The organism is Nocardiopsis sp. NPDC055551, from assembly GCF_053619415.1.
The window spans coordinates 262,108-281,943 of the sequence record NZ_JBSHJJ010000002.1 but is presented as its reverse complement, the minus strand read 5'-3'; the positions used below and the strand labels follow the sequence as shown (position 1 = coordinate 281,943).

The window sequence follows — 19,836 nt, the reverse complement described above, 5'->3', positions numbered from 1 at the left end:
GTCGGATCAGGCGGTACCGGCCTTGTAGCCGACACCGCGTACGGTCACGACGACCTCGGGGTGCTCGGGGTCCTTCTCGATCTTGGCGCGCAGGCGTTGCACGTGCACGTTGACCAGGCGCGTGTCGGCGGCGTGCCGGTAGCCCCAGACCTGTTCGAGCAGCACCTCGCGGGTGAACACCTGACGCGGCTTGCGGGCCAGGGCGACCAGCAGGTCGAATTCGAGCGGGGTGAGACTGATCTGTTCGCCGTCGCGGCGCACGGCGTGCCCGGCGACGTCGATGTTGATGTCGCCGATCTGCAGGACCTCGGGGGCGGGCTCCTCGGTGCGGCGAAGACGCACCCGCACGCGGGCCACCAGTTCCTTGGGTTTGAAGGGCTTGACGATGTAGTCGTCGGCCCCCGACTCAAGGCCCAGCACCACGTCGACGGTGTCGCTCTTGGCCGTGAGCATGACGATGGGCACCCCGGACTCGGCGCGGATCTGACGGCACACGTCGATGCCGTCGGCCCCGGGAAGCATCAGGTCGAGGAGGACCAGGTCGGGCTTGGTCTCGCGGAAGGCCTCCAGGGCCTTGTCCCCGTCGTGGACGAACGAGGGTTCGAACCCCTCACCCCGCAGTACGATCCCCAGCATCTCGGCGAGGGCGAGGTCATCGTCGACAACCAGTACACGTCCCTTCATCGGTGTGTCCGGCGCCGTAGGGCCGGCGTCACCCTGGGGCGACGCGGGGTTTTCGGCGCCTACTCCTCTCTCCTGGAACACTCAAGCGGCGTCAGTGGTTCGGTCCCCGTGATCCCGGTTCGGGATCGTCGGGAACCGCGTTACGTCTTCTCCAACCTTGCCGGCTATGGCCAGGGTTGGAAGAGCGGTCAACGGTGTTGGGCCCTTTTGGCCTGCTTTCGACCACCGGCGGTGTCGCCCCTGGCCAGGAAGACCTGGAAGGCTACGTGACTTGGCCGGTTGGTAACAGAAAGCATACAAAAGGAATGAAGTGCGTCGGTTGGCATGGGACACACTCCGAGGCCACTGAAGAGCGGTGGGACCGACCGGTAGGTTGGTTTCCGACAGATCAGAATTGGCGCGAATACGCTCGCGCAGAGTAACCGAACCTCACGGAGGGCGGAACGGATGAGCCAGGAGGACGGCCACCGGGACACGTCCGGGGAGAGCCCGGACGGCACCGAGGAACAGCGGTCGCCCGACTCCGGGAGCTCCGGCGGGTCCGAGCGGCCGGCCCCGGGTTCCCCCGACCAGGGTCCCGCGGCCCCCGGATGGGCCGCTCCGGGGCAGGGGGCGACGCCTCCTCCCACGGGGACCGATGACCCGGGCCTCGCACAGCCCGCACAGCCCGGGCACGGCGAACAACCCGCCTATGGGCAGCCGTCCTACGGGCCACCGCCCGGGTACGTCCCGCCCGCACAGCCCGGCCACGGCGGGCATCCCCCCTACGGACAGCACTACGGACAACAGCCTTCCTACGGGCCACCGCCCGGGAGCGTCCCGCCCGGTGTCCCGGGTTACGGCGTTCCCCCCGGATACCCGCCCGGCAACGGCCCCCAGGGCGGCCACGGATACGGCCCCGGGCGACCCAACGCCCCCAAGCCAGGTGTGGTGGCGCTGCGGCCCATGAGCCTCGGTGACATCTTCAACGGGGCGTTCAGCTACGTCCGCAACAACCCGAAGACCACCATGGGGTCGGCCCTCGTCGTCATGGCGTTGGCGACCATCCTCAGCTCGATCGCCTCGACGCTCTTCCTGAACGACTACACCACGTTCCTGGACGAGGTCATGGCCGATCCGATGGCCGTCGACCCGAACGCGCCGCTCTTCCCGTCCTCTCCGCTGGTCATGGGCCTCATGTACCTCGGCGAGCTGATCGTCTACCTGGGCGCGGCGATCCTGCTCGGCCTCCTGGCGGCGGTCGCGGGCATGGCGGTCCTCGGTCACAAGCTCACCCCGAAGCAGGCGTGGGAGGCCGCCCGCGGCCGAATCGGCGCCATCATCGGCCTCTCCCTGTTGAAGCTGCTCCTCGGGTTCGTCATCGGCGTGGTGTTCTTCCTCGCGATGTTCGTCGCGATCCTCGTCGGCGTCATGGTCGGCTACTCCTCCGGTGGTGGGGCCGGAGTGGCCGTCGGACTGCTGGTCGGCCTGCTCGCGGCGGTCGCGGTGATCGCGCCCGCGATGTGGATCTGGATCCGGCTGTACTTCGCCATGCCGATAGTCGTGCTGGAGCGGATCGGTCCCTTCCAGGCCATCGCGCGTTCCTGGCGCCTCTCGCGGGGCGGTTGGTGGCGCACCCTGGGCTACTGGATCCTTACCGGGCTCATCGTCATGCTGGTGCAGATGGTCCTGAGCGGCCCGGTGGCTCTGATCACCGGTGTCATCAGCGTGGCCGCTCCCGAGGCCGCCTGGCTCACGATCCTCGCCGGAGCGATCACCTACCTGCTCACCGTGCTGATCTACGCGGTCACCCAACCGTTCGTGGCCGGGGTGAACACCCTGCTCTACGTCGATCTGCGGATGCGCCGTGAGGGGCTCGACCTGAAGCTGCACCAGGTCGCCCAGCGGGGCGGGTCGAGCGGCCCGGAGATCTACCTGCCGGAGCCGCGCGCGTGAGGCCGGCGACGTTCGCGCCCCTGGAGGTGAGCCGGGACGAGGGGCGACGCCGCGCCATCGAGGAACTCTCCGACCCGCTCTACGGTGAGCACGAACCCTCGATCATCGATCGCTTCCTGGCCTGGCTGGGAGAGTGGTTCGACGCCCTGATCGCCGCCGGTGAGGGGTACCTGCCCGGTTGGGTCTGGGCCGCCCTGATCCTGCTCATCGTGGCGATCGCCGTGATCGTGCTGGTCGTGTACCTGCGACCGAGGCGCAACCTCCGTATCGACGCCCTCGTCCACGAGGGAGCCGTCCGCTCGGCGGCCGACCACCGCGCCGCGGCCGAACGACACGAGACCGCCGGCGAGTTCGCCCAGGCGGTCATGGAACGACTGCGCGCCATCAGCGTGGACCTGGAGGACCGGACCATCATCGCTCCCCGGGCCGGGCGCACCGCCACCGAACTCGCGGCCGAGGCCTCCGACGTACTGCCGGGAGAGGCCGAGGAGCTGCGCGAGGGCGCCCGCATCTTCAACGACGTGGTCTACGGCGACCGGGTCGCCACCGCGGACTCCGCCCGCATCCTGCGCGAACTGGACGTTCGGCTCAGCGCCGCCCGTCCGGTGCTCGCCGAGGGCGAGACCGTGGAGGGGACACGATGACGGCGACCGCTCCGGCCTCCCCCGAGTCCGCGACCCGAGAACGGCCCCGTCCCGGGAACGACTCCGGAGCCCGACGACTGTGGCGCTCGGTCCGTGTCCCGGCGGCCCTGGTCTCCGCCCTGCTCCTGGTGGGGGTCCTGCTGTCCCTGGGCGGCGAACAGTTCCCCTCCGGCCACCTTGAGCCGGGCAGCCCCGAACCCGATGGGGCGCGGGCCCTCGCCCGGCTCCTGGGCGAGGAGTCCGACGTCACCGTGGCGCGTGACTCCACGTCCGCGGCGCGGGCCGTGGAACGCGCGGGTGAGGACACCGTGCTGCTGGTCTTCCTCGACCATCGGTTGCTGCCCGAGGAGCTGGACACACTCTCCGAGCTGGGCACGGACACCGTGCTCGTGCGGCCCTCGCTGCGTTCCCTGGGGGCGTTCGCGCCGGGAACCGACGTGACCGGGCGGGCCGACGACGAGGAGTCCCTCGAACCGGAATGCGCGCTGCCCGCCGCCGATTCCGCGGGGTCCGCCGAGGTCGGCGGTGAGCTGTACTCCGCGAACGAGGACGTGGTCGCCCAGGCCTGCTACCCGTCCGACGACGGGTCCGCGCTGATGAGGGTGGATTCTCCGCACGGAGGCACCACCACCGTGGTCGGCACCGGTGCCTTCCTGTCCAACCGCGACCTGGACGCCGACGGCAACGCCGCCCTGGCCCTGAACCTGGCGTCGGCGGAGAACGTCGTGTGGCTGCGCCCGGACGCCCCCGAGGAGGTCGGCGGCTCCGACATCGTCGACCTTCTCCCGGGCGGACTGCTGTGGTCCACGGTGCCCCTCGCCCTGACGCTGCTGCTGCTCGCCCTCTGGCGGGGCCGGCGGATGGGCGCCCTGGTCCAAGAGTCGCTGCCCGTCGTGGTGCGCGCCTCGGAGACCACCGAGGGGAGGGCCGGGCTGTACCGGTCGCGCAACGCGCGGGACCGGGTGGCGGCCGCGCTGCGCAACGGTTTCCTGGAACGTTCGGTGCCCAAGCTGGGACTGAACGCCGACTCCGGCTCGCAGACCGTGGTGGCGACGCTGGCCGCGCGAACCGGGGACGACCCGCGTCACTTGGAACAACTGCTGTACCCGGGGCCGAACGACCCGTACGTGGCCGATGACGCCGCCATGCTCGGGCTCGGCGAAGCGTTGGACGGGCTCGCCCGGAAGCTGCGATGACCCGCGGCACCGGGCGACGCACCGAAGGACCGGGACCGAAGGGTCGCGCGGTTCTCCCCAGACCAGAACCGACAAGGGATCGAGAGAGGTAGACGGCACGTGAGCGCGTTCACACCCGAGGCACTGCCCTCCGCCGACGAGGCACGGGCGGCACTGACCGCCTTGCGCCGTGAGGTGGCCAAGGCCGTCGTGGGCCAGGACGAGACGGTGACCGGCCTGGTCGTGGCACTGCTGTGCCGGGGCCATGTCCTGTTGGAGGGTGTGCCCGGTGTCGCCAAGACACTGCTCGTGCGCACGGTCTCCGCCGCACTGTCCCTGGACAACAAGCGGGTCCAGTTCACCCCCGACCTGATGCCCGGCGACGTGACCGGGTCGCTCGTCTACGACCAGCACACGGCGAAGTTCGAGTTCATGAAGGGCCCGGTCTTCACCAACCTGCTGCTGGCCGACGAGATCAACCGGACGCCGCCCAAGACCCAGGCCTCCCTGCTGGAGGCCATGGAGGAACGTCAGGTCACGGTGGAGGGCGCCCCGGTGGCGCTACCGGACCCGTTCATGGTGGCGGCCACCCAGAACCCCGTGGAGTACGAGGGCACCTACCCGCTGCCCGAGGCCCAGCTGGACCGGTTCCTGCTCAAGGTGACGATCCCGCTGCCCGAACGCCACTCGGAGATCGACATGCTCGGCAGGCACGCCGCCGGGTTCGACCCGGGCGACCTGGCCGCCGCCGGCGTGACCGCGGTCGCGGGGGCGGCCGAACTGCGGGCGGCCCGCGAGGCCGTCGCGCAGGTACGGGTGGCCCCCGAGGTCCTCGGTTACATCGTGGACCTGTGCCGGGCCACCCGCTACTCGCCGTCCCTGCGGTTGGGCGCCTCCCCTCGTGGCGCCACGGCGCTGCTGCGCACCAGCCGGGCCTGGGCCTGGCTGTCGGGGCGTGACTACGTGACCCCGGACGACGTCAAGGCCCTGGCCAAGGGCACCCTGCGGCACCGGATCGGACTGCGCCCGGAGGCCGAACTGGAGGGCGCCACCACGGATGGGATCCTGGACGGCGTGCTCGCCTCCGTCCCGGTGCCGCGCTGATGGTGGTCACCGGCCGGGCCGTGCTCTTGGCGCTCCTCGCGACGTGCGCGGTGGCGATCTCCGGTCAGATCGGTGAGCCCGTCACCTACATCGCCGTGGGCCTGGTGGTGCTGCTCATCGTGCTGGACGTGGGGTTGGCGACCTCCCCCCGCCGGATGCGGCTGTCCCGGGAAGGCGACACCTCGTTGCGGCTGGGCGACTCCGCTTCGGTCTCGGTCCTGGTGGGCAACCCGACCAAGCGCCGGCTACGCGGTTCGGTGCGCGATGCCTGGCCGCCCAGCTCGCACAGCACACCCAAGGCACGGCCTCTTCGGGTGGCGGCGGGTGAACGACGGCGGGTCACGACCACCCTCACCCCGACCCGGCGCGGCGACGCCCGATCCGCCGGGGTCACGGTTCGCAGCGTCGGCCCGTTGGGGCTCGCCGGACGTCAGGCCACCCTCCAGGCTCCGTGGACCGTGCGGACGCTGCCGCCGTTCCACAGCCGCAGGCACCTGCCGGGCAAGCTGTCCCGGCTGCGCGAGTTGGAGGGACAGCACACCGCGATGGTGCGTGGTCAGGGCAGCGAGTTCGACTCACTGCGCGACTACGTACCCGGGGACGACGTCCGGTCCATCGACTGGCGCGCCACGGCCCGCAACGACGGTGTGGTGGTGCGGACCTGGCGTCCCGAACGCGACCGGCGCATCCTCATCGTGTTGGACACCGGACGCACCTCCGCCGGACGCGTGGGCGACACCCCGCGGTTGGACCACGCCATGGACGCGGCCCTGCTGCTCACCGCGCTGGCCGGCAAGGCGGGCGACCGGGTGGACTTCATGGCCTATGACCGGGTCGTCCGCGCCCAGGTGAAGGCCTCGGGCAAGGGCAGCCAGGTGCATCGGGTCGTGGAGGCCATGGCGCCGTTGGAGGCCGAGCTGGTGGAGTCGGACCCCGCGGGGTTGGTCAGCACGGTGCTCTCCCAGGGCCGCAGTCGCCGGTTGGTGGTGTTGTTGACCGACCTCAACGCGACCGCCCTCGAAGAGGGTCTGTTGCCGCGTCTGCCGCTGTTGTCCTCGCACCACCTGTTGTTGGTGGCGGGGATCAAGGACCCGAAGGTGGAGGAGATGGCGACCGAACGGGGTAGCGCCGCCGCGCTGTACCGGGCGGCCTCCGCCGAACGCACCATGAGCGAGCGACACCGGATCAGCGCGGAGCTGCGCCGGATGGGCGCCGAGGTGGTCGACGCCGACCCCGAGCGCATCGCCCCGGCCCTGGCCGACGCCTACATCAACCTCAAGGCCCAAGGCCGGTTGTAGCACCCGGACTCGAAAGGAGGCGCTCCCGTACGGGGGCGTCTCCTTCGTGCGGCATGAGGGGCTCTCCACCCCTCAGGGCCGACCGCATGGCGCAGAGCGTGACGGCGCTCGACGTAGGCCTCGTGGATGATCCCCTTGAGGACGGTGGAGTGGTCAACGTCCCCCAGCGAGTTCTCGCAGTTCACGCTCGGTCTGGTCATCGGGGCTGAAGCTGATCATCGCCATACCCGAACCGTATGACGCAGCGTCACGAAACCGAGCCGATCTTCGTCCTACGCCGGTGCCCGCACGGAACCGTGCACTATGGGGACATGGCCTCACCCCCTGACGCCCACAACTCCGCCCATGGCGCCGTCCACGGGCAACTGATCCAGTCCCGTGACATCCACGGCGACGTCAACGTGTACTCCCCCCAGGCGCCCGCCACCGTCGCGGACGTGTCGCTGGACCCTCCGCGTCTCGCCACCGCCGTACGAGGGCGTGACGGGCTTTTGGAGGCCCTCCGGGACGCGATGGCGCCCGGGGCGCCCGAGCCACATGTGCTTACCGGGCCCGGCGGGTTCGGCAAGACCACCGTGGCGGCGGCCCTCGCCGAGCACGCCCGCACCGAGGGGTGGACCGTGTTCTGGGTGCGGCCGGACGCGATCCTGCCGAGCATGCTGGAGATCGCCGTGGAACTGGGCGCCTCGCGCACCGAGGCCGAGCAGGTGAAGGGCGCCCCTCGATCGGCTGCCCGTTGGGTCTGGCGACACCTCGACGCCGCTCCCCATCCCTGGCTGCTGGTGATCGACAACGCCGACCGACCCGAGCTGCTGGACCCGGAGAACCGCCCGGGCGAACAGCGGGGTTGGATGCGCTCCAGCCCCGGAGGATTCGTCCTGGTCACCAGCCGCGTGAACGACCCCGCGCTCTGGGCTCCGGCGAAGGTGCACCGAGTGGAGATTCTGACCCACCAGGCCGCGAGGTCGGCGTTGAGCGACCACGCCGGGGCCGAAGACATACCCGGGGCCGAGGCCCTCGCCGAACGCCTCGGTGGCGTGCCGATCGCCCTGGCACTGGCCGGACGCATCCTCGCCACCCATGGGTTGCTGTTCCCCGACGCCTGGTCGCTGCTGGAACGGTTGAAGGACGATGTCACCGGCCTGGACAGACTCGCCTCCCCGTTGATCGCCGGAACGAGCAGCGAGCGCGAGCTGCTCTCGGGGGTCTGGAGCCTGTCCTTGCGACTGGTCGGCGAGCGTTTCCCTCAGGCCGAACGGCTACTCGAGTTCCTGGCTCTCCTAGGACCCGAAGGCATGCACGTGTCCGTGCGCAGGCTTCCGATCTCCGCGCTTCGGGGTGGTCTCCTCGACGATCCCGCGTCCCCCTTGGACGAGGCGACCCTGGCCCGTTCGATCAACGCCTTGATCGTCCAAGGACTGGTCCGGTCGAGCCTTGACAGGGGTGAGCCGGCGGTACACCTGCACCCCCTCGTGGCGGAGACCGTGTTGGAAGGGCTCACCTCGTCGGACGCACCGCTCATCGACGAGGTCACCTCGCTCCTGTTCCGGCAGAACGGACGTGACCCGTTCCAGGAGTCGATCGCCCATTTCCACATCCTGCGGCGACGGGCCCGGTGGGGAGACCCGCTTCCGGGCGACGATCCGGATTTCCGAGAGTCGCCGGAACTCGTCTCCCAGGCGGTGGAGATCGTTCGCCTCCTCAACCTGGCCGGCCTGAGCGAGGGAGCCGAGTCGATGGGGCGTCGGTTCGTACGGGACCTGGAGTCTCAGCTCGGAGAGAGTCACCCCGAGACTCTCAGGATGCGGCACGGCATAGCCGAGTCCTGGCTACAACAGGGAGAGCTGACGAAGGCCGAGAGGGCCTACCACGACCTCCTCGAAACCAACCTCGCGGTGCACGGCGAGGAGCACGACGCCACGTTCAGCGCGCGTTTCATGGTCGCCCTCATGCCCCTGCGCCGTGGTGACTGGCAAGCGGCCGTCACGGGGTTCCGCCCCTTGATCGAGTCCAGGACACGCCGTTACGGACCGGACGACGGCCGGGTGCTCCTCGCACGCGAGAACGTCGCCTTCGCCCTCATGCACCTGGGGGACGTACGTCGCGCCGAGGACGAGTTCCTCGCCGTGCGAGAGATCCGTCTACGGACGCTGGACGTCGAACACCCCTTGGTCGCGATGTCCGACTACTACCTGGGGCGAGCGGCGTTCATGGCCGGAGACTGCGACAGGGCCGGTGAGCACCTACGACGCTGTGTGGACGTGCGCGAGCGGACCCTGGGCCATGGCCACCCGGACTCCGAGGACGCCCGCGAGTGGCTGGAAAGGGTCAACGAGGAGGCGAACTGACGAAGGCCCGCCATTCCGCCCCGTCGAAGACCAGCCGCTCATCCTCGGGTCGTCGGGAGTCGCGCACCAGGATCACCGCCTCCGACCTCGCGACTTCGAGGCAGCAGCTCACAGCCGCGCTGTAGCTGCTCTTGAACCAACGAGGGGATGCACTCATGACTTCGATTCTGTCAGAGGAGATCTCGCCTAGCCGGCGACGGGGACGGCTGCGGGGGCGTCCTCGATGTCGCCGGTCTCCCCCTCCTCATGGGCGCGCTTGCCGACGGTGAACACGTACAGGAAGAACAGCGCCTCGGCCACCACACCGATGCCGATGGCGACCCAGGTGTTGGTGATCCAGCCGGTCACCAGGCCCTCGATGAGGCCCGAGATGAACAGCACCACCGCCAGTCCCAGGGCCACACCGATGGCGGCACGGGCCTCCTCGCCCAGGGCGCGCAATCGGGTGCGCTCGCCCGGGGAGATCAGCGACCACCCGATCTTGAGGCCCACACCTCCGGCGACGAACACCGCCGTGAGCTCCAGCAGGCCGTGCGGGAGGATCAGCGCGAAGAAGACGTCACCGCGGCCGTGGGCGAACATCATGCCACCGGCCATGCCCACGTTGATCGCGTTCGTCAACAGCACCCAGAGGGTCGGCAGCCCGAAGGCCACCCCGAAGATGATCGCCTGCGCCGCCACCCAGGCGTTGTTGGTCCACACCTGCGCCGCGAACGAACCCGCCGGGTTCTCCGTGTAGTAGTTCGCGAACTCGTACTCGACGTAGCGGGCGATGGATTCAGGGGTGCCCAGCGCCGCCAGCACGTCCGGATCGCCCGCCACCCACCACCCCGTGACGGTCGCGACCAACAGGGTTCCCAGGGTGGTCCCGATCCACCACCAGCGCAGGCGGTACAGCGTGGCCGGGAACCCGCGGGTGAAGAACGCGCCGACGTCGGCCCAACCGGAGGAATGCGCGCCCGTCACGGCCGACCGTGCCCGGGCCACCAGGGACGACAACCGTCCCGAGAGCGCCGGGTCCTGTCCGGAGGTACGCACCACCGACAGGTGTGTGGAAACCCTCTGGTAGAGCTCGACGAGTTCGTCGATCTCCTCACCCGTGAGCGAACGGCGTCTGCGCACCAGTTCGTCCAGCCGGTCCCATTCCTGCGTGTGCACCGCGGAGAACACGTCGATATCCACGCATTGGACACTACTGGATCTTGACCCGGCCACCGTGCTCCCCCGCGACCGGTGCGCGCTCGGCCCGGGTAGTGTCGGTGGAACGGTTCCAGAACACCCGGAGAGGGAGCGTGTACAGGTGTCCTACCCCGGCGGCGATACCCGCGGCGACGTCTACGGCGTGACGCCGTTGGTCACGGGGGACGCGGTGGTGCTGGAATTGCGCCCCGCGGGGTTCGCGACCCGTACCGCCGCCTTGGCCATCGACGTCATCCTGCAGGCCGTCGCCCTGCTCGCGCTGGCCGTGGTGGTGATGTGGATCGGCGTCTCCGTGAACCCGGCGGCGACCGCCGCGATCTACCTGGGGCTGAGCATCCTCATCCTGGTCGGTTACCCGACCGCGTTCGAAACGCTCTCGCGCGGACGTTCCCTGGGCAAGATGGCGCTGGGTCTGCGGGTGGTCGGCACCGACGGTTCGCCGGAGCGGTTCCGTCAGGCGCTGGCCCGCGCGCTGAGCGGGGTCGTGGAGTTCTGGATGACCTCGGGCGTGATCGCGCTGATCACCTCGATGATCAACCGGGAGGGCCGCCGCGTCGGTGACTTCGTGGCCGGGACCATGGTGGTGGAGGAACGCTCCGTCTCCCGCAGGCAGCAGGAGATCCCGATGCCGCCGCAGCTGGCCGGATGGGCCGCCCAGGCCGAACTCTCCCGGTTGTCCCCCGAGACCGCGGACTCCGCCCGCCAATACGTGCTGCGCTACGGCGAGCTGGCCGAGCACACCCGGCACGAGATGGGCGCGCAGTTGGCCGACACGGTCGCCGCCCAGGTCAGCCCGCCCCCGCCGCCGGGGACCACTCCCCCGGTGTTCCTCGCCGCGGTGCTGGCCGAACGGCGCCGCCGCACCCTGCACAAGATGACCGGCACGGACCCGAACGCGGCCGAATGGCAGCAGCCGGGTCCCTACCCCGCGGGCCCACGGCAACCGGGGCCGTACCCGCAGGCCCCGGCGCCGTGGCAGTGGCCCGGTGGCAGCGATCGGACACCTCCGCCCCACGACCCCGGACCACCCCGGTGAGTCAGGGACGCCAGGAGCTGAGGTAGGCCTCCTGTTCGGATGTGAGGGTGTCGATCCCCACGCCCAGGGCCGCCAGTTCGAGTCGCGCGACCTCGTTGTCGATCTCGGCCGGTACCTCGACCACGTCCGGGGCCAGGTCCTCGTGCGCGCCGGCCAGCCACGCCGTGGTCAACGCCTGCACGGCGAAGGACATGTCCATGACCGCGGCCGGGTGGCCCTCGGCTGCGCCGAGGTTGACCAACCGCCCCTCCGACAGCAGCAGGACGCTCCGACCATCCTCGAACACGTACTCGTCGGCCTGTTCGCGCACTCCGTGGTTCACCCGTACCGCCAGCGACTCCAGGGCCGGTAGGTCGATCTCCAGATCGAAGTGGCCCGAGTTGGCCAGGATCGCGCCGTCCCGCATCCGCTCCAGGTGTTCTCCCCGGATCACCTCGCGATTGCCGGTGGCGGTGACGAACACGTCCCCGACCGGCGCGGCCTCGCCCATGGTGGCGACCGTGTACCCCTGCATGACGGCGTCCAGGGCCTTGACCGGGTCGACCTCGGTGACGACCACGTTCGAGCCCATGCCACGGAAGCGTTCGGCCAGTCCCCGGCCGCAGTAGCCGTAGCCGGCCACGACCACGGTCCGCCCGGCCAGCAGGGTGTTGGTGGCCCGCAGGATGCCGTCGACGGTGGATTGCCCGGTGCCGTAGCGGTTGTCGAACATCCGCTTGGTGCGGGTGTCGTTGACCGCCACCATGGGAACCCGAAGCTCTCCGGCGGCGCTCATCCGGCGCAGCCGGATCACGCCGGTGGTGGTCTGTTCACAGCCGCCCAGCACGCCTTCGAGCAGGTCGGGGCGGTGGGCGTGGACCGTGTTCACCAGGTCGCAGCCGTCGTCCAGCAGCAGGTGCGGACGGGACTCCAGGACGGTGACCAGGTTGCGGTCGTAGGCGACGGTGTCCATACCGGCCCAGGCGTGCACGCCCACCCCGTACTCCGCCACCAGCGCGGCGGCGGTGTCGTCCTGGGTGGACAGCGGGTTGGACGCGGCCAGCCACACCTGGGCACCGCCCGCCCGCAGGGCGCGCAGCAGGTTGGCGGTCTCCGCCGTGACGTGCAGGCACGCCGCCACCCGCAGCCCTTCCAGGGGACGTTCGGCGGCGAACCGTTCACGGACGCTGCGCAGCACGGGCATGGAGCGTTCGGCCCAGGCCACGCGACGGACCCCGGCCTCCGAGAGGCCGAGGTCCGCTACCTCGTGTGAGGGCGTTGTCATCGCCGGAGGTCCATCAGTAGCGGTAGTGGTCCGGCTTGTACGGCCCGGCCACGTCCACGCCGATGTAGGAGGCCTGCTCCTTGGTGAGCTCGGTCAGCCTGACGCCGAGCGCGTCCAGGTGCAGACGCGCGACCTTCTCGTCGAGGATCTTCGGCAGCGTGTACACACCGGTCGGGTACTCGTCGGTCTTGGTGAACAGCTCGATCTGCGCGATGACCTGGTTGGTGAAGCTGTTGGACATCACGAAGCTGGGGTGACCGGTGGCGTTGCCCAGGTTGAGCAGGCGGCCCTCGGAGAGCACCAGGACGGACTTGCCGTCCTCGAAGGTCCACTCGTGAACCTGCGGCTTGATCTCCTTCTTCTTGATGCCAGGGATCTTCGCCAGGCCGGCCATGTCGATCTCGTTGTCGAAGTGGCCGACGTTGCCGACGATCGCCTGGTGCTTCATGCGCGCGATCTGGTCGGCCATGATCACGTTGAAGTTGCCGGTGGTGGTGACGAAGATGTCACCGGTGTCCAGCACGTCCTCCAGGGTGGCGACCTGGAAGCCGTCCATGGCGGCCTGGAGGGCGTTGATCGGGTCGATCTCGGTGACGATGACGCGGGCGCCCTGGCCACGCAGCGCGTCCGCGGAACCCTTGCCCACGTCGCCGTAACCGCAGATCACGGCGACCTTGCCGCCGATGAGGACGTCGGTGGCACGCATGATGCCGTCCGGCAGCGAGTGGCGGATGCCGTACTTGTTGTCGAACTTGCTCTTGGTGACGGAGTCGTTGACGTTGATCGCCGGGAAGGAGAGCGTGCCCTCACGCTGCATCTCGTACAGGCGGAGCACACCGGTGGTGGTCTCCTCGGTGACGCCCTGGATCTCCTCGGCGAGCTTGGTCCACTTGCCGGTGTCCTTCTTCAGGCTCTCGCCCAGAAGCTTGAGGACGACCGCGAACTCCTCGCTGTCGGCGGTGGAGGGGTCCGGCACGACGCCGGCCTTCTCGAACTCGGCGCCCTTGTGGACGAGCATGGTGGCGTCGCCGCCGTCGTCCAGGATCATGTTGGGGCCCTCGCCCGGCCAGGTGAGCGCCTGCTCGGTGCACCACCAGTACTCCTCCAGGGTCTCGCCCTTCCAGGCGAAGACCGGGACACCCTTGGGGTCGTCGACGGTGCCGTCGGGGCCGACGACGATCGCGGCGGCCGCGTGGTCCTGGGTGGAGAAGATGTTGCAGCTGACCCAGCGGACCTCGGCGCCCAGGGCGACGAGGGTCTCGATGAGGACCGCGGTCTGCACGGTCATGTGCAGGGAGCCCATGATGCGGGCGCCTCGGAGGGGCTTGCTCTCCCCGTACTCGGCTCGGGTGGCCATGAGTCCGGGCATCTCGTGCTCGGCGAGGCGGATCTCGTCGCGGCCGAACTCGGCCAGGGAAAGATCGGCGACCTTGAAGTCGAATGCCATGGGTTCCTCACTCGTCAAGTCGTGGTGGCGACCCCGATTCTAGGGGCGCATCCCCACCCGGGTCACAAAGTTGACGACGGAGCGTTAGATTCCCCCCGCGCACAGGTGGGGGTGGGTTAGGGTCGCGTACATGGCCGCCCGCGACACTCCTTCCATCGAACCCGGCGATTCCACCGATCCCGCCCCGGTGCCGATCTCGGCGGCCGCCGAACGCGTCGGCAGCACGGCCCGCATGCTCCGCTACCGAGAGGGCCTCGGGCTGCTCCCCCGCACCCAGGACCCGCCGATCGGGCGCGGCCACCGGCACCGCCGGTTCACGGAGGAGGACCTGCGGACCATCCGCGGTGGGCTGGAGCTGGAGCGCGAGTTCGACATCCCTCCGGCCGCGCTCTCCTTCGCCCTGCGGGTCCTGGCCGAACCCGAGGTCCTGGCCCGGGTGCGCTCTCACGGCGAACGCCTGGGTCGACTGACCCCGGCGCCCGCGCGGGCCATGGACTTCGAGAAGGAGAAGGCGATGCGCCTGCTCCGTCCCACCCTTTGAGGTACGGCGGCCCCACCTCGGTTCGGGCGCCCGAACGGCGACCTCCCGCACCACAGGACGGAACCCGGTCACCAGCGGCCCCAGGACGCTCTTGAAACTCTCTGGTTGACCCGGATTCACGGCCGCCTCCGGACACCCAGACCAACCGTTCGGCATGTTTTGGCAAACCGCCCCCGGGCTACGTGAACACACGTGGACAGCCAACTCGGCGCCCCTGTCCGGGACTCCCTCCCGGATCGCGTGCGCACAGAACTCACGGACGTCGACCGCCTTCGGGCGTTCTGGGCCCGGCACCGCCAGTGCCAGACCCTGGAGGCCCGGGCCGCGGCTCGACGTTCCCTCACCCACGACCGCGTCCAGGGGTGGGGCGGCGGACCGGCGCTCGCGGACCTGTTGCTCGTCGACCCGGTCGAGCCCCACCCCCCGATGACCGCCGACCACATCGCGGGCCTCGCCGGGCGGGTGGCCGAACTGTCCGCCGTCTCGGGCCCGCCGCAGGCCCCACTGTCCGCCGAACACACCCGTGCCCTGGCCGAGGCGGCGACCGTGCCCGCGCATCCGGTCGTACGCGCCGCCCACGTATACGCGGAGTGCGCGCGGACGCTGGACGAGCTGAACGGACCCTCCACCGAAGCCTCCGAAGGAGCACCCGCTCGGATCCTGCCGTGGGTGCTGGCGTCCAGGGTGCTCCAGCGCGCCGACCACCCGCCGTTGCTGCCGGATCCGCGCACCCCCGCACCCCGGGCCCGGGTCGGTCCGCGGGAGGGCGAACACTTCGCGGAGCTGGTCACCCACTTCGCCCGGCTGGTCACCGAGGCGTTGCGCGCGGAGATCGGATGGGGTCCGAGGACGGGTCCCGTGCTCGACGCTCCCGTGCCACCGCTGAGCGCGGTCACCCGAAGAAGGGTCCTGGACTACGTGCGCTCCCGCGGCGCCACGGTCGAGCTCATCCTGCGAGCGCTCGACCCGACGGCACGCGCCACCGTGACCTCTGGGGACGGTACTTCAGGCACCGGGACCGGGGTGGCCGCGCGCGTGCTGCTCACCCCCGGAGCCACGCACTGGTGGGCCCGCCTGGACCTGGAGGTAGGTGCGGCGTGCCTCTCGCTGTACGTGGTGGTGCAGGACGTGGGCAGACCACCCTCGGGCGTGCTGGCGGTGACCGCGAACGCGCGCCTGACCACACCGGAGGGGGTCCAGGACGTCCTGGAGATGTCGGGCAGCGACAGCGTCACGGTGATGCCCAGCGACTGCGTCGACGACCGGTGGCCCCGGGTACGCGACCTGGTGGACGAGGCGGTCTCGCGTTCGATGAACGAGCTCACCCGGGCCTGACCGCGCCCGGGGCCCGCTCGGTCAGCCGCTGATCGCGAGGATGAGCACCAGCAGGAGCAGGATGACGATGGTGATGAGCACGAGCGGGATGACCCAGCCCTGCTGCAGCACCGAGTCCTTCCGTTGCTGCTGGTAACCGCCCCCGTAGGTCTGGTTGGGGTGCAGCCCGCCGGTCATCATGGGGTTCGCGCCGTGCTGCGCCGCCTGCGGGAGCCTGGGCTGCTGTGGCAGCGGCGGCTGCCCGAGCATGCCGGGACGCGGGTCGGACGTGCCCGGCTGCATGGCGTAGCCGCCGTGCCTGGGGTCCGAGCTCATGGGGTGCCCCGGCATCCCCGGCCGCGGGTTGGAAATACCGGGGTTGCCCATGCCCGGGGTGGGGTTGGCGAACCCGGGGTTCTGACCGGTTCGCGGGTCGGAGACCCCCGGCGGGTAGGCCATCCCGGGGCGTGGCCCGGTCTGGGGTTGAGGGCCCGTCTGCGGCTGGACCGGCGGCAACTGCGCCCCGTTGAGCAGACCGGTCTGGGCGACCCGCTCACCCCGCTCGAACGCGTCGGCGGTGTCGGGTTCGTCGGCCTCGTGCCCGAGCAGCCGCATGAGGAGCTGCTGGGCGTTGGGGCGGTTGTCGGGGTTCTTGTCCAGGCACGACTCGACGATGGGGCGCAGCATGTCGTCGATGCCGTCCAGGTCCGGGGGCGCGCTGACCACCCGGTGCACCACGGCGGGCACCGTGTCGGAACCGAAGGGCGCCCGTCCGGTGGAGGAGAACGCGATCACGCATCCCCACGCGAAGATGTCGCACTTGTCGGTGATCCCGCGCCCCTCGATCTGTTCGGGCGCCATGTAGGAGGGCGTACCGACGATCGAGTTGGTCATGGTGGCGGTGCCGTCGTCGACCCGGGCGATGCCGAAGTCGATCACCCGCGGCCCGTCCGGGCCCAGCAGCACGTTGCCGGGCTTGAAGTCGCGGTGGACGATGCCCGCCTTGTGGATGGCCACGAGCGCGGTCGCGGTGGACACCGCCAGTCGCTGGAGCGCGGCCCCCCGGACCGCGCGCCCCTTGGCCACGGTCTCCTGGAGGTCCTTGCCCGGCACGAACTCGCTCACCACGTAGGGCGGATCGTGATCGAGTTGGGCGTCGATGATCGCCGCGGTACAGAAGGACGCGACCCGCTGGGCGGCCCGCACCTCCTTCTCGAACCGCTTGCGCAGGTCGGAGTCCTGCGACCACTGGTCGTTGAGGACCTTGACCGCGTACTCCTCCCCGTCGGTGTCCTCGACGAGGTAGACGACGCCCTGGCCGCCCTTTCCGAGTCGTCCGGTCACGCTGTAGTCACCGAACGATGAGGGGTCGCTCGGCAGTAGCGATTCGGGACCGGGCATCGGTGTCCTCCAGGGAGGTCGTCTTGTGCGGGGCGCGCAGGACCAGGGTACGGGCAGGGTACGTCGGTCGGCGTGCTGGGAGAGACGGGACCCTGTGGGTCACCGCCTGACCGACGTACCCCCTATGACTGCCGAAACGAGTAGAACGTTCCGTTTCGGCCCGAACCTTTTTCGATCCTGCCGGGGGTACCTCGTGAAGGCCCCTGGGTGAGGGTTCAGGGCTGGGAGATCTTGCGCGCCTCGTCGACGAGCAGGACCGGGATGCCGTCCCGGATGGGGTAGGCCAGGCCGCTCTCGTCGCAGACCAGCTCGTCGGTCTCGGGGTCGTGGCGCAGCGGCGCCTGGCTCTGCGGGCAGGCCAGGATCTCCAGCAGCCAGCCGTCGATCTTCGTGCTCATGATTCTCGTTCCTCGTGTGCCGGCCTCGTGCGAGGTCGGGTCAGGCACGGACAATGTCCAGGACCTCGTCGCGCAGGCGCGCGACCTCTGTGTCGTCGGCGGCCTCGACGTTGAGCCGCAGGAGCGGCTCGGTGTTGGAGGCGCGCAGGTTGAACCAGGCCCCTTCCGGCAGGGTGACGCTGAGACCGTCGAGTTCGTCGACGGTGACTCCGTCCCGTCCGACGAACGCCTCGCGTACCGCCGCCATGCGACCGGAGGCGTCGTCGACCTTCGAGTTGATCTCACCCGAGGCCGCGTAGCGGGAGTACTCCTCCGTGATCTGCGAGAGCGGCCGTTGGTCCGCCCCCAGGACACGGAGGACGTGCATCGCCGCGAGCATACCCGTGTCCGCCTTCCAGAAGTCCCGGAAGTAGTAGTGGGCGGAGTGCTCACCACCGAAGACGGCCCCGCTCTCGGCCATCGTCGCCTTGATGAAGGAGTGACCGACCCGGGTGCGGACGGGCTCGCCGCCGTGTTCGGCGACGATCTCGGGGACCGCCGCGGAGGTGATGAGGTTGTGGATGATGGTCGCGCCCGGTTCGCGCTTCAGTTCCTGGACGGCGACCAGCGCGGTGACCGCGGACGGGGGTACCGGTTCGCCCCGCTCGTCGATGACGAAGCAGCGGTCGGCGTCACCGTCGAAGGCCAGACCGATGTCGGCGCCGGTCTCGCGCACCTTGGCCTGGAGGTCGACCAGGTTGTCGGGGTCCAACGGGTTGGCCGGGTGGTTGGGGAAGGTGCCGTCGAGTTCGAAGTACAGGGGCACGATCTCCAGCGGCAGGTCGCGCAGCACCGCGGGGACGGTGTGGCCGCCCATGCCGTTGCCGGCGTCCACCACGGCCTTGAGCGGCCGAGAACCCGACAGGTCCACCAGGTCGCGCAGGTATTCGGCGTAGTCGGCGAGCAGGTCCCTCTCGGCGACGGTGCCCTTCGGGCCGTCGTGGGCGGGGACGCCGCCCCCGTTCAGGCTCTCCTGGGCGAGACGACGGATGTCGTCCAGACCGGACTCGCCGCTGATGGGCGCGGCCCCGGCCCGGCACATCTTGATGCCGTTGTACTCCGCCGGGTTGTGACTGGCGGTGAACATGGCACCGGGCATGTCCAGGGCACCGGACCCGTAGTAGAGCAGGTCGGTGGAGCCGAGTCCGGCGAACACCACGTCCACGCCCTGGGAGGTGACCCCGTCGGCGAAGGCGTGGGCGAGCTCCGGCGAGGAGGGGCGCATGTCGTGGGCGACCACGACGGAGGAAGCGGCCACCACGCGGGCGAATGCCGCACCGATCGCTCGGGCGATATCGGCGTTGAAGGTGTCCGGAATCACACCCCGCACGTCGTATGCCTTGAAGATGCTTCCGAGGTCAACCACGTCTGCTCCGGCCGGGTCGGTTCTGCCACGAGTTCGGTCCAGCGTCCGGGTTCCGGACGCCGTACAAAACTAGCAAGGTACCGGCTGGGAGCCCCACGGGCATCGCCCGGAGGGGGCGCCCGTTCAGCCGTGCGGTCGGCGAGGGTCTCGCTGTTCGGAACGGTCGGACTTGACCACGCGTAGGTGGCCGCGGCGCAGGATCTCCTGGCCCTCGCCCACCGGCTCTCCGGGGGACGGCTCAGAACGCGCTGGCGGCCGCGCCGCCTCACGTACGGCGTCCGCCAGCGCCTCCAGGTCATCGCTGCCGGGGCCTCCGCCCGACGTCTCGACCGGGAGCCGGACCACCTCCCACCCGCGCGGTGCGGTCAGGCGCTCGGCGTGCATGGCGCACAGGTCGTAGCAGTGCGGTTCCACGTAGGCGGCGAGCGGTCCGAGGACGGCGGTGGAGTCGGCGTAGACGTACGTGAGCGTGAATACGGCGGGCTGCCTGCACGCGGTGCGGGAACAGCGTCGAACATGGCTCACAGCGTTCGACTGTATGCCTTTACCGAGGGACACGCCAGCATCGTGTCATGAGCTGTACGTTTTCCGAACCCACTCGCCGGCTTCGAGCGGGTTCCCGGGATCCACGGCCCCACCATG

General features: G+C 70.1%; 18 protein-coding genes. 9 read left to right on the top strand and 9 right to left on the bottom strand.

Annotation, left to right across the window (positions count from 1 at the left end):
* Positions 1-6: 6 nt before the first annotated feature.
* Positions 7-684 (bottom strand): MtrAB system response regulator MtrA, encoded by a 678-nt coding sequence (gene mtrA / locus ACWGSK_RS05100; protein ID WP_067607333.1) that lies wholly within the window; start codon positions 682-684, stop codon positions 7-9.
* A gap of 447 nt (positions 685-1,131) precedes the next feature.
* On the opposite strand from mtrA, the gene ACWGSK_RS05095 reads away from it, so the two are divergent.
* From ACWGSK_RS05095 to ACWGSK_RS05070, 6 genes are all read left to right on the top strand, one after another.
* Positions 1,132-2,619 carry a glycerophosphoryl diester phosphodiesterase membrane domain-containing protein gene (locus ACWGSK_RS05095; protein ID WP_358503306.1) on the top strand — a complete coding sequence of 496 codons (1,488 nt, stop codon included), beginning with the start codon at positions 1,132-1,134 and terminating at the stop codon, positions 2,617-2,619.
* Positions 2,616-3,263 carry a DUF4129 domain-containing protein gene (locus ACWGSK_RS05090; protein WP_358503309.1) on the top strand — a complete coding sequence of 216 codons (648 nt, stop codon included), beginning with the start codon at positions 2,616-2,618 and terminating at the stop codon, positions 3,261-3,263. Before ACWGSK_RS05095 ends, ACWGSK_RS05090 begins: the two co-directional genes overlap by 4 nt.
* A complete protein-coding gene (locus ACWGSK_RS05085; RefSeq protein ID WP_358503311.1) occupies positions 3,260-4,459 on the top strand; it encodes a DUF4350 domain-containing protein in 1,200 nt (399 codons plus the stop codon). Before ACWGSK_RS05090 ends, ACWGSK_RS05085 begins: the two co-directional genes overlap by 4 nt.
* Positions 4,460-4,558: 99 nt before the next feature.
* A complete protein-coding gene (locus ACWGSK_RS05080; RefSeq protein ID WP_358503314.1) occupies positions 4,559-5,542 on the top strand; it encodes an AAA family ATPase in 984 nt (327 codons plus the stop codon).
* Positions 5,542-6,840: a DUF58 domain-containing protein gene (locus ACWGSK_RS05075; RefSeq protein ID WP_452455260.1), complete on the top strand. Its 1,299-nt coding sequence runs from the start codon at positions 5,542-5,544 to the stop codon at positions 6,838-6,840. The genes ACWGSK_RS05080 and ACWGSK_RS05075 overlap by 1 nt, the downstream gene beginning before the upstream one ends.
* Before the next feature lie 311 nt (positions 6,841-7,151).
* Positions 7,152-9,188 carry a tetratricopeptide repeat protein gene (locus ACWGSK_RS05070; RefSeq protein ID WP_452455259.1) on the top strand — a complete coding sequence of 679 codons (2,037 nt, stop codon included), beginning with the start codon at positions 7,152-7,154 and terminating at the stop codon, positions 9,186-9,188.
* On the opposite strand, the gene ACWGSK_RS05065 is transcribed toward ACWGSK_RS05070, so the two are convergent.
* Positions 9,169-9,345, bottom strand: coding sequence for a DUF397 domain-containing protein (locus ACWGSK_RS05065; RefSeq protein ID WP_358503321.1), 177 nt, complete (start codon positions 9,343-9,345; stop codon positions 9,169-9,171). The genes ACWGSK_RS05070 and ACWGSK_RS05065 overlap by 20 nt on opposite strands.
* Before the next feature lie 29 nt (positions 9,346-9,374).
* Positions 9,375-10,370 carry a stage II sporulation protein M gene (locus ACWGSK_RS05060; RefSeq protein ID WP_358503323.1) on the bottom strand — a complete coding sequence of 332 codons (996 nt, stop codon included), beginning with the start codon at positions 10,368-10,370 and terminating at the stop codon, positions 9,375-9,377.
* Between the two features lie 118 nt (positions 10,371-10,488).
* Between ACWGSK_RS05060 and ACWGSK_RS05055 the strand changes: the two genes are divergently transcribed.
* Positions 10,489-11,424, top strand: a complete 936-nt coding sequence (locus ACWGSK_RS05055; protein ID WP_358503325.1) for an RDD family protein — start codon at positions 10,489-10,491, stop codon at positions 11,422-11,424.
* A 1-nt stretch (position 11,425) separates the two neighbouring features.
* Here the strand turns inward: ACWGSK_RS05055 and ahcY (ACWGSK_RS05050) are convergent, their stop codons facing one another.
* Together ahcY (ACWGSK_RS05050) and ahcY (ACWGSK_RS05045) are read right to left on the bottom strand one after the other, a co-directional pair.
* On the bottom strand, positions 11,426-12,688 hold the full coding sequence (gene ahcY, locus ACWGSK_RS05050; protein WP_358503327.1) for an adenosylhomocysteinase: 1,263 nt from the start codon (positions 12,686-12,688) through the stop codon (positions 11,426-11,428).
* A gap of 13 nt (positions 12,689-12,701) precedes the next feature.
* Positions 12,702-14,135: an adenosylhomocysteinase gene (gene ahcY, locus ACWGSK_RS05045; protein ID WP_358503330.1), complete on the bottom strand. Its 1,434-nt coding sequence runs from the start codon at positions 14,133-14,135 to the stop codon at positions 12,702-12,704.
* 130 nt (positions 14,136-14,265) lie between these two features.
* Here ahcY (ACWGSK_RS05045) and ACWGSK_RS05040 point away from each other — a divergent pair, with 130 nt between their 5' ends.
* The gene (locus ACWGSK_RS05040; RefSeq protein ID WP_358503332.1) at positions 14,266-14,676 is read left to right on the top strand and encodes a MerR family transcriptional regulator; all 411 of its coding nucleotides are present in this window, start codon (positions 14,266-14,268) and stop codon (positions 14,674-14,676) included.
* Positions 14,677-14,916: 240 nt separating this feature from the next.
* Positions 14,917-16,011: a hypothetical protein gene (locus tag ACWGSK_RS05035; RefSeq protein ID WP_452455258.1), complete on the top strand. Its 1,095-nt coding sequence runs from the start codon at positions 14,917-14,919 to the stop codon at positions 16,009-16,011.
* 21 nt (positions 16,012-16,032) lie between these two features.
* On the opposite strand, the gene ACWGSK_RS05030 is transcribed toward ACWGSK_RS05035, so the two are convergent.
* The 4 genes from ACWGSK_RS05030 to ACWGSK_RS05015 form a co-directional block, all read right to left on the bottom strand.
* Entirely contained in the window at positions 16,033-17,391 is a 1,359-nt protein-coding gene (locus ACWGSK_RS05030) for a protein kinase domain-containing protein (protein WP_358503338.1), read from the bottom strand.
* Positions 17,392-17,606: 215 nt separating this feature from the next.
* Positions 17,607-17,789 (bottom strand): Trm112 family protein, encoded by a 183-nt coding sequence (locus ACWGSK_RS05025; RefSeq protein WP_067607312.1) that lies wholly within the window; start codon positions 17,787-17,789, stop codon positions 17,607-17,609.
* Between the two features lie 40 nt (positions 17,790-17,829).
* On the bottom strand, positions 17,830-19,194 hold the full coding sequence (locus ACWGSK_RS05020) for a phosphomannomutase/phosphoglucomutase (RefSeq protein WP_358503342.1): 1,365 nt from the start codon (positions 19,192-19,194) through the stop codon (positions 17,830-17,832).
* A gap of 123 nt (positions 19,195-19,317) precedes the next feature.
* The gene (locus tag ACWGSK_RS05015; RefSeq protein WP_067607308.1) at positions 19,318-19,719 is read right to left on the bottom strand and encodes a DUF3499 domain-containing protein; all 402 of its coding nucleotides are present in this window, start codon (positions 19,717-19,719) and stop codon (positions 19,318-19,320) included.
* Between the last annotated feature and the right edge of the window lie 117 nt (positions 19,720-19,836).

Coding starts and splice junctions, on each gene's coding strand:
- ACWGSK_RS05085 (WP_358503311.1), top strand. CDS start 3,260: ATGACGGCGACCGCTCCGGCCTCCCCCGAGTCCGCGACCCGAGAACGG.
- ACWGSK_RS05070 (WP_452455259.1), top strand. CDS start 7,152: ATGGCCTCACCCCCTGACGCCCACAACTCCGCCCATGGCGCCGTCCAC.
- ACWGSK_RS05040 (WP_358503332.1), top strand. CDS start 14,266: ATGGCCGCCCGCGACACTCCTTCCATCGAACCCGGCGATTCCACCGAT.
- ACWGSK_RS05065 (WP_358503321.1), bottom strand. CDS start 9,345: ATGAGTGCATCCCCTCGTTGGTTCAAGAGCAGCTACAGCGCGGCTGTG.
- ahcY (WP_358503330.1), bottom strand. CDS start 14,135: ATGGCATTCGACTTCAAGGTCGCCGATCTTTCCCTGGCCGAGTTCGGC.
- ACWGSK_RS05075 (WP_452455260.1), top strand. CDS start 5,542: ATGGTGGTCACCGGCCGGGCCGTGCTCTTGGCGCTCCTCGCGACGTGC.
- mtrA (WP_067607333.1), bottom strand. CDS start 684: ATGAAGGGACGTGTACTGGTTGTCGACGATGACCTCGCCCTCGCCGAG.
- ACWGSK_RS05030 (WP_358503338.1), bottom strand. CDS start 17,391: ATGCCCGGTCCCGAATCGCTACTGCCGAGCGACCCCTCATCGTTCGGT.
- ahcY (WP_358503327.1), bottom strand. CDS start 12,688: ATGACAACGCCCTCACACGAGGTAGCGGACCTCGGCCTCTCGGAGGCC.
- ACWGSK_RS05025 (WP_067607312.1), bottom strand. CDS start 17,789: ATGAGCACGAAGATCGACGGCTGGCTGCTGGAGATCCTGGCCTGCCCG.
- ACWGSK_RS05095 (WP_358503306.1), top strand. CDS start 1,132: ATGAGCCAGGAGGACGGCCACCGGGACACGTCCGGGGAGAGCCCGGAC.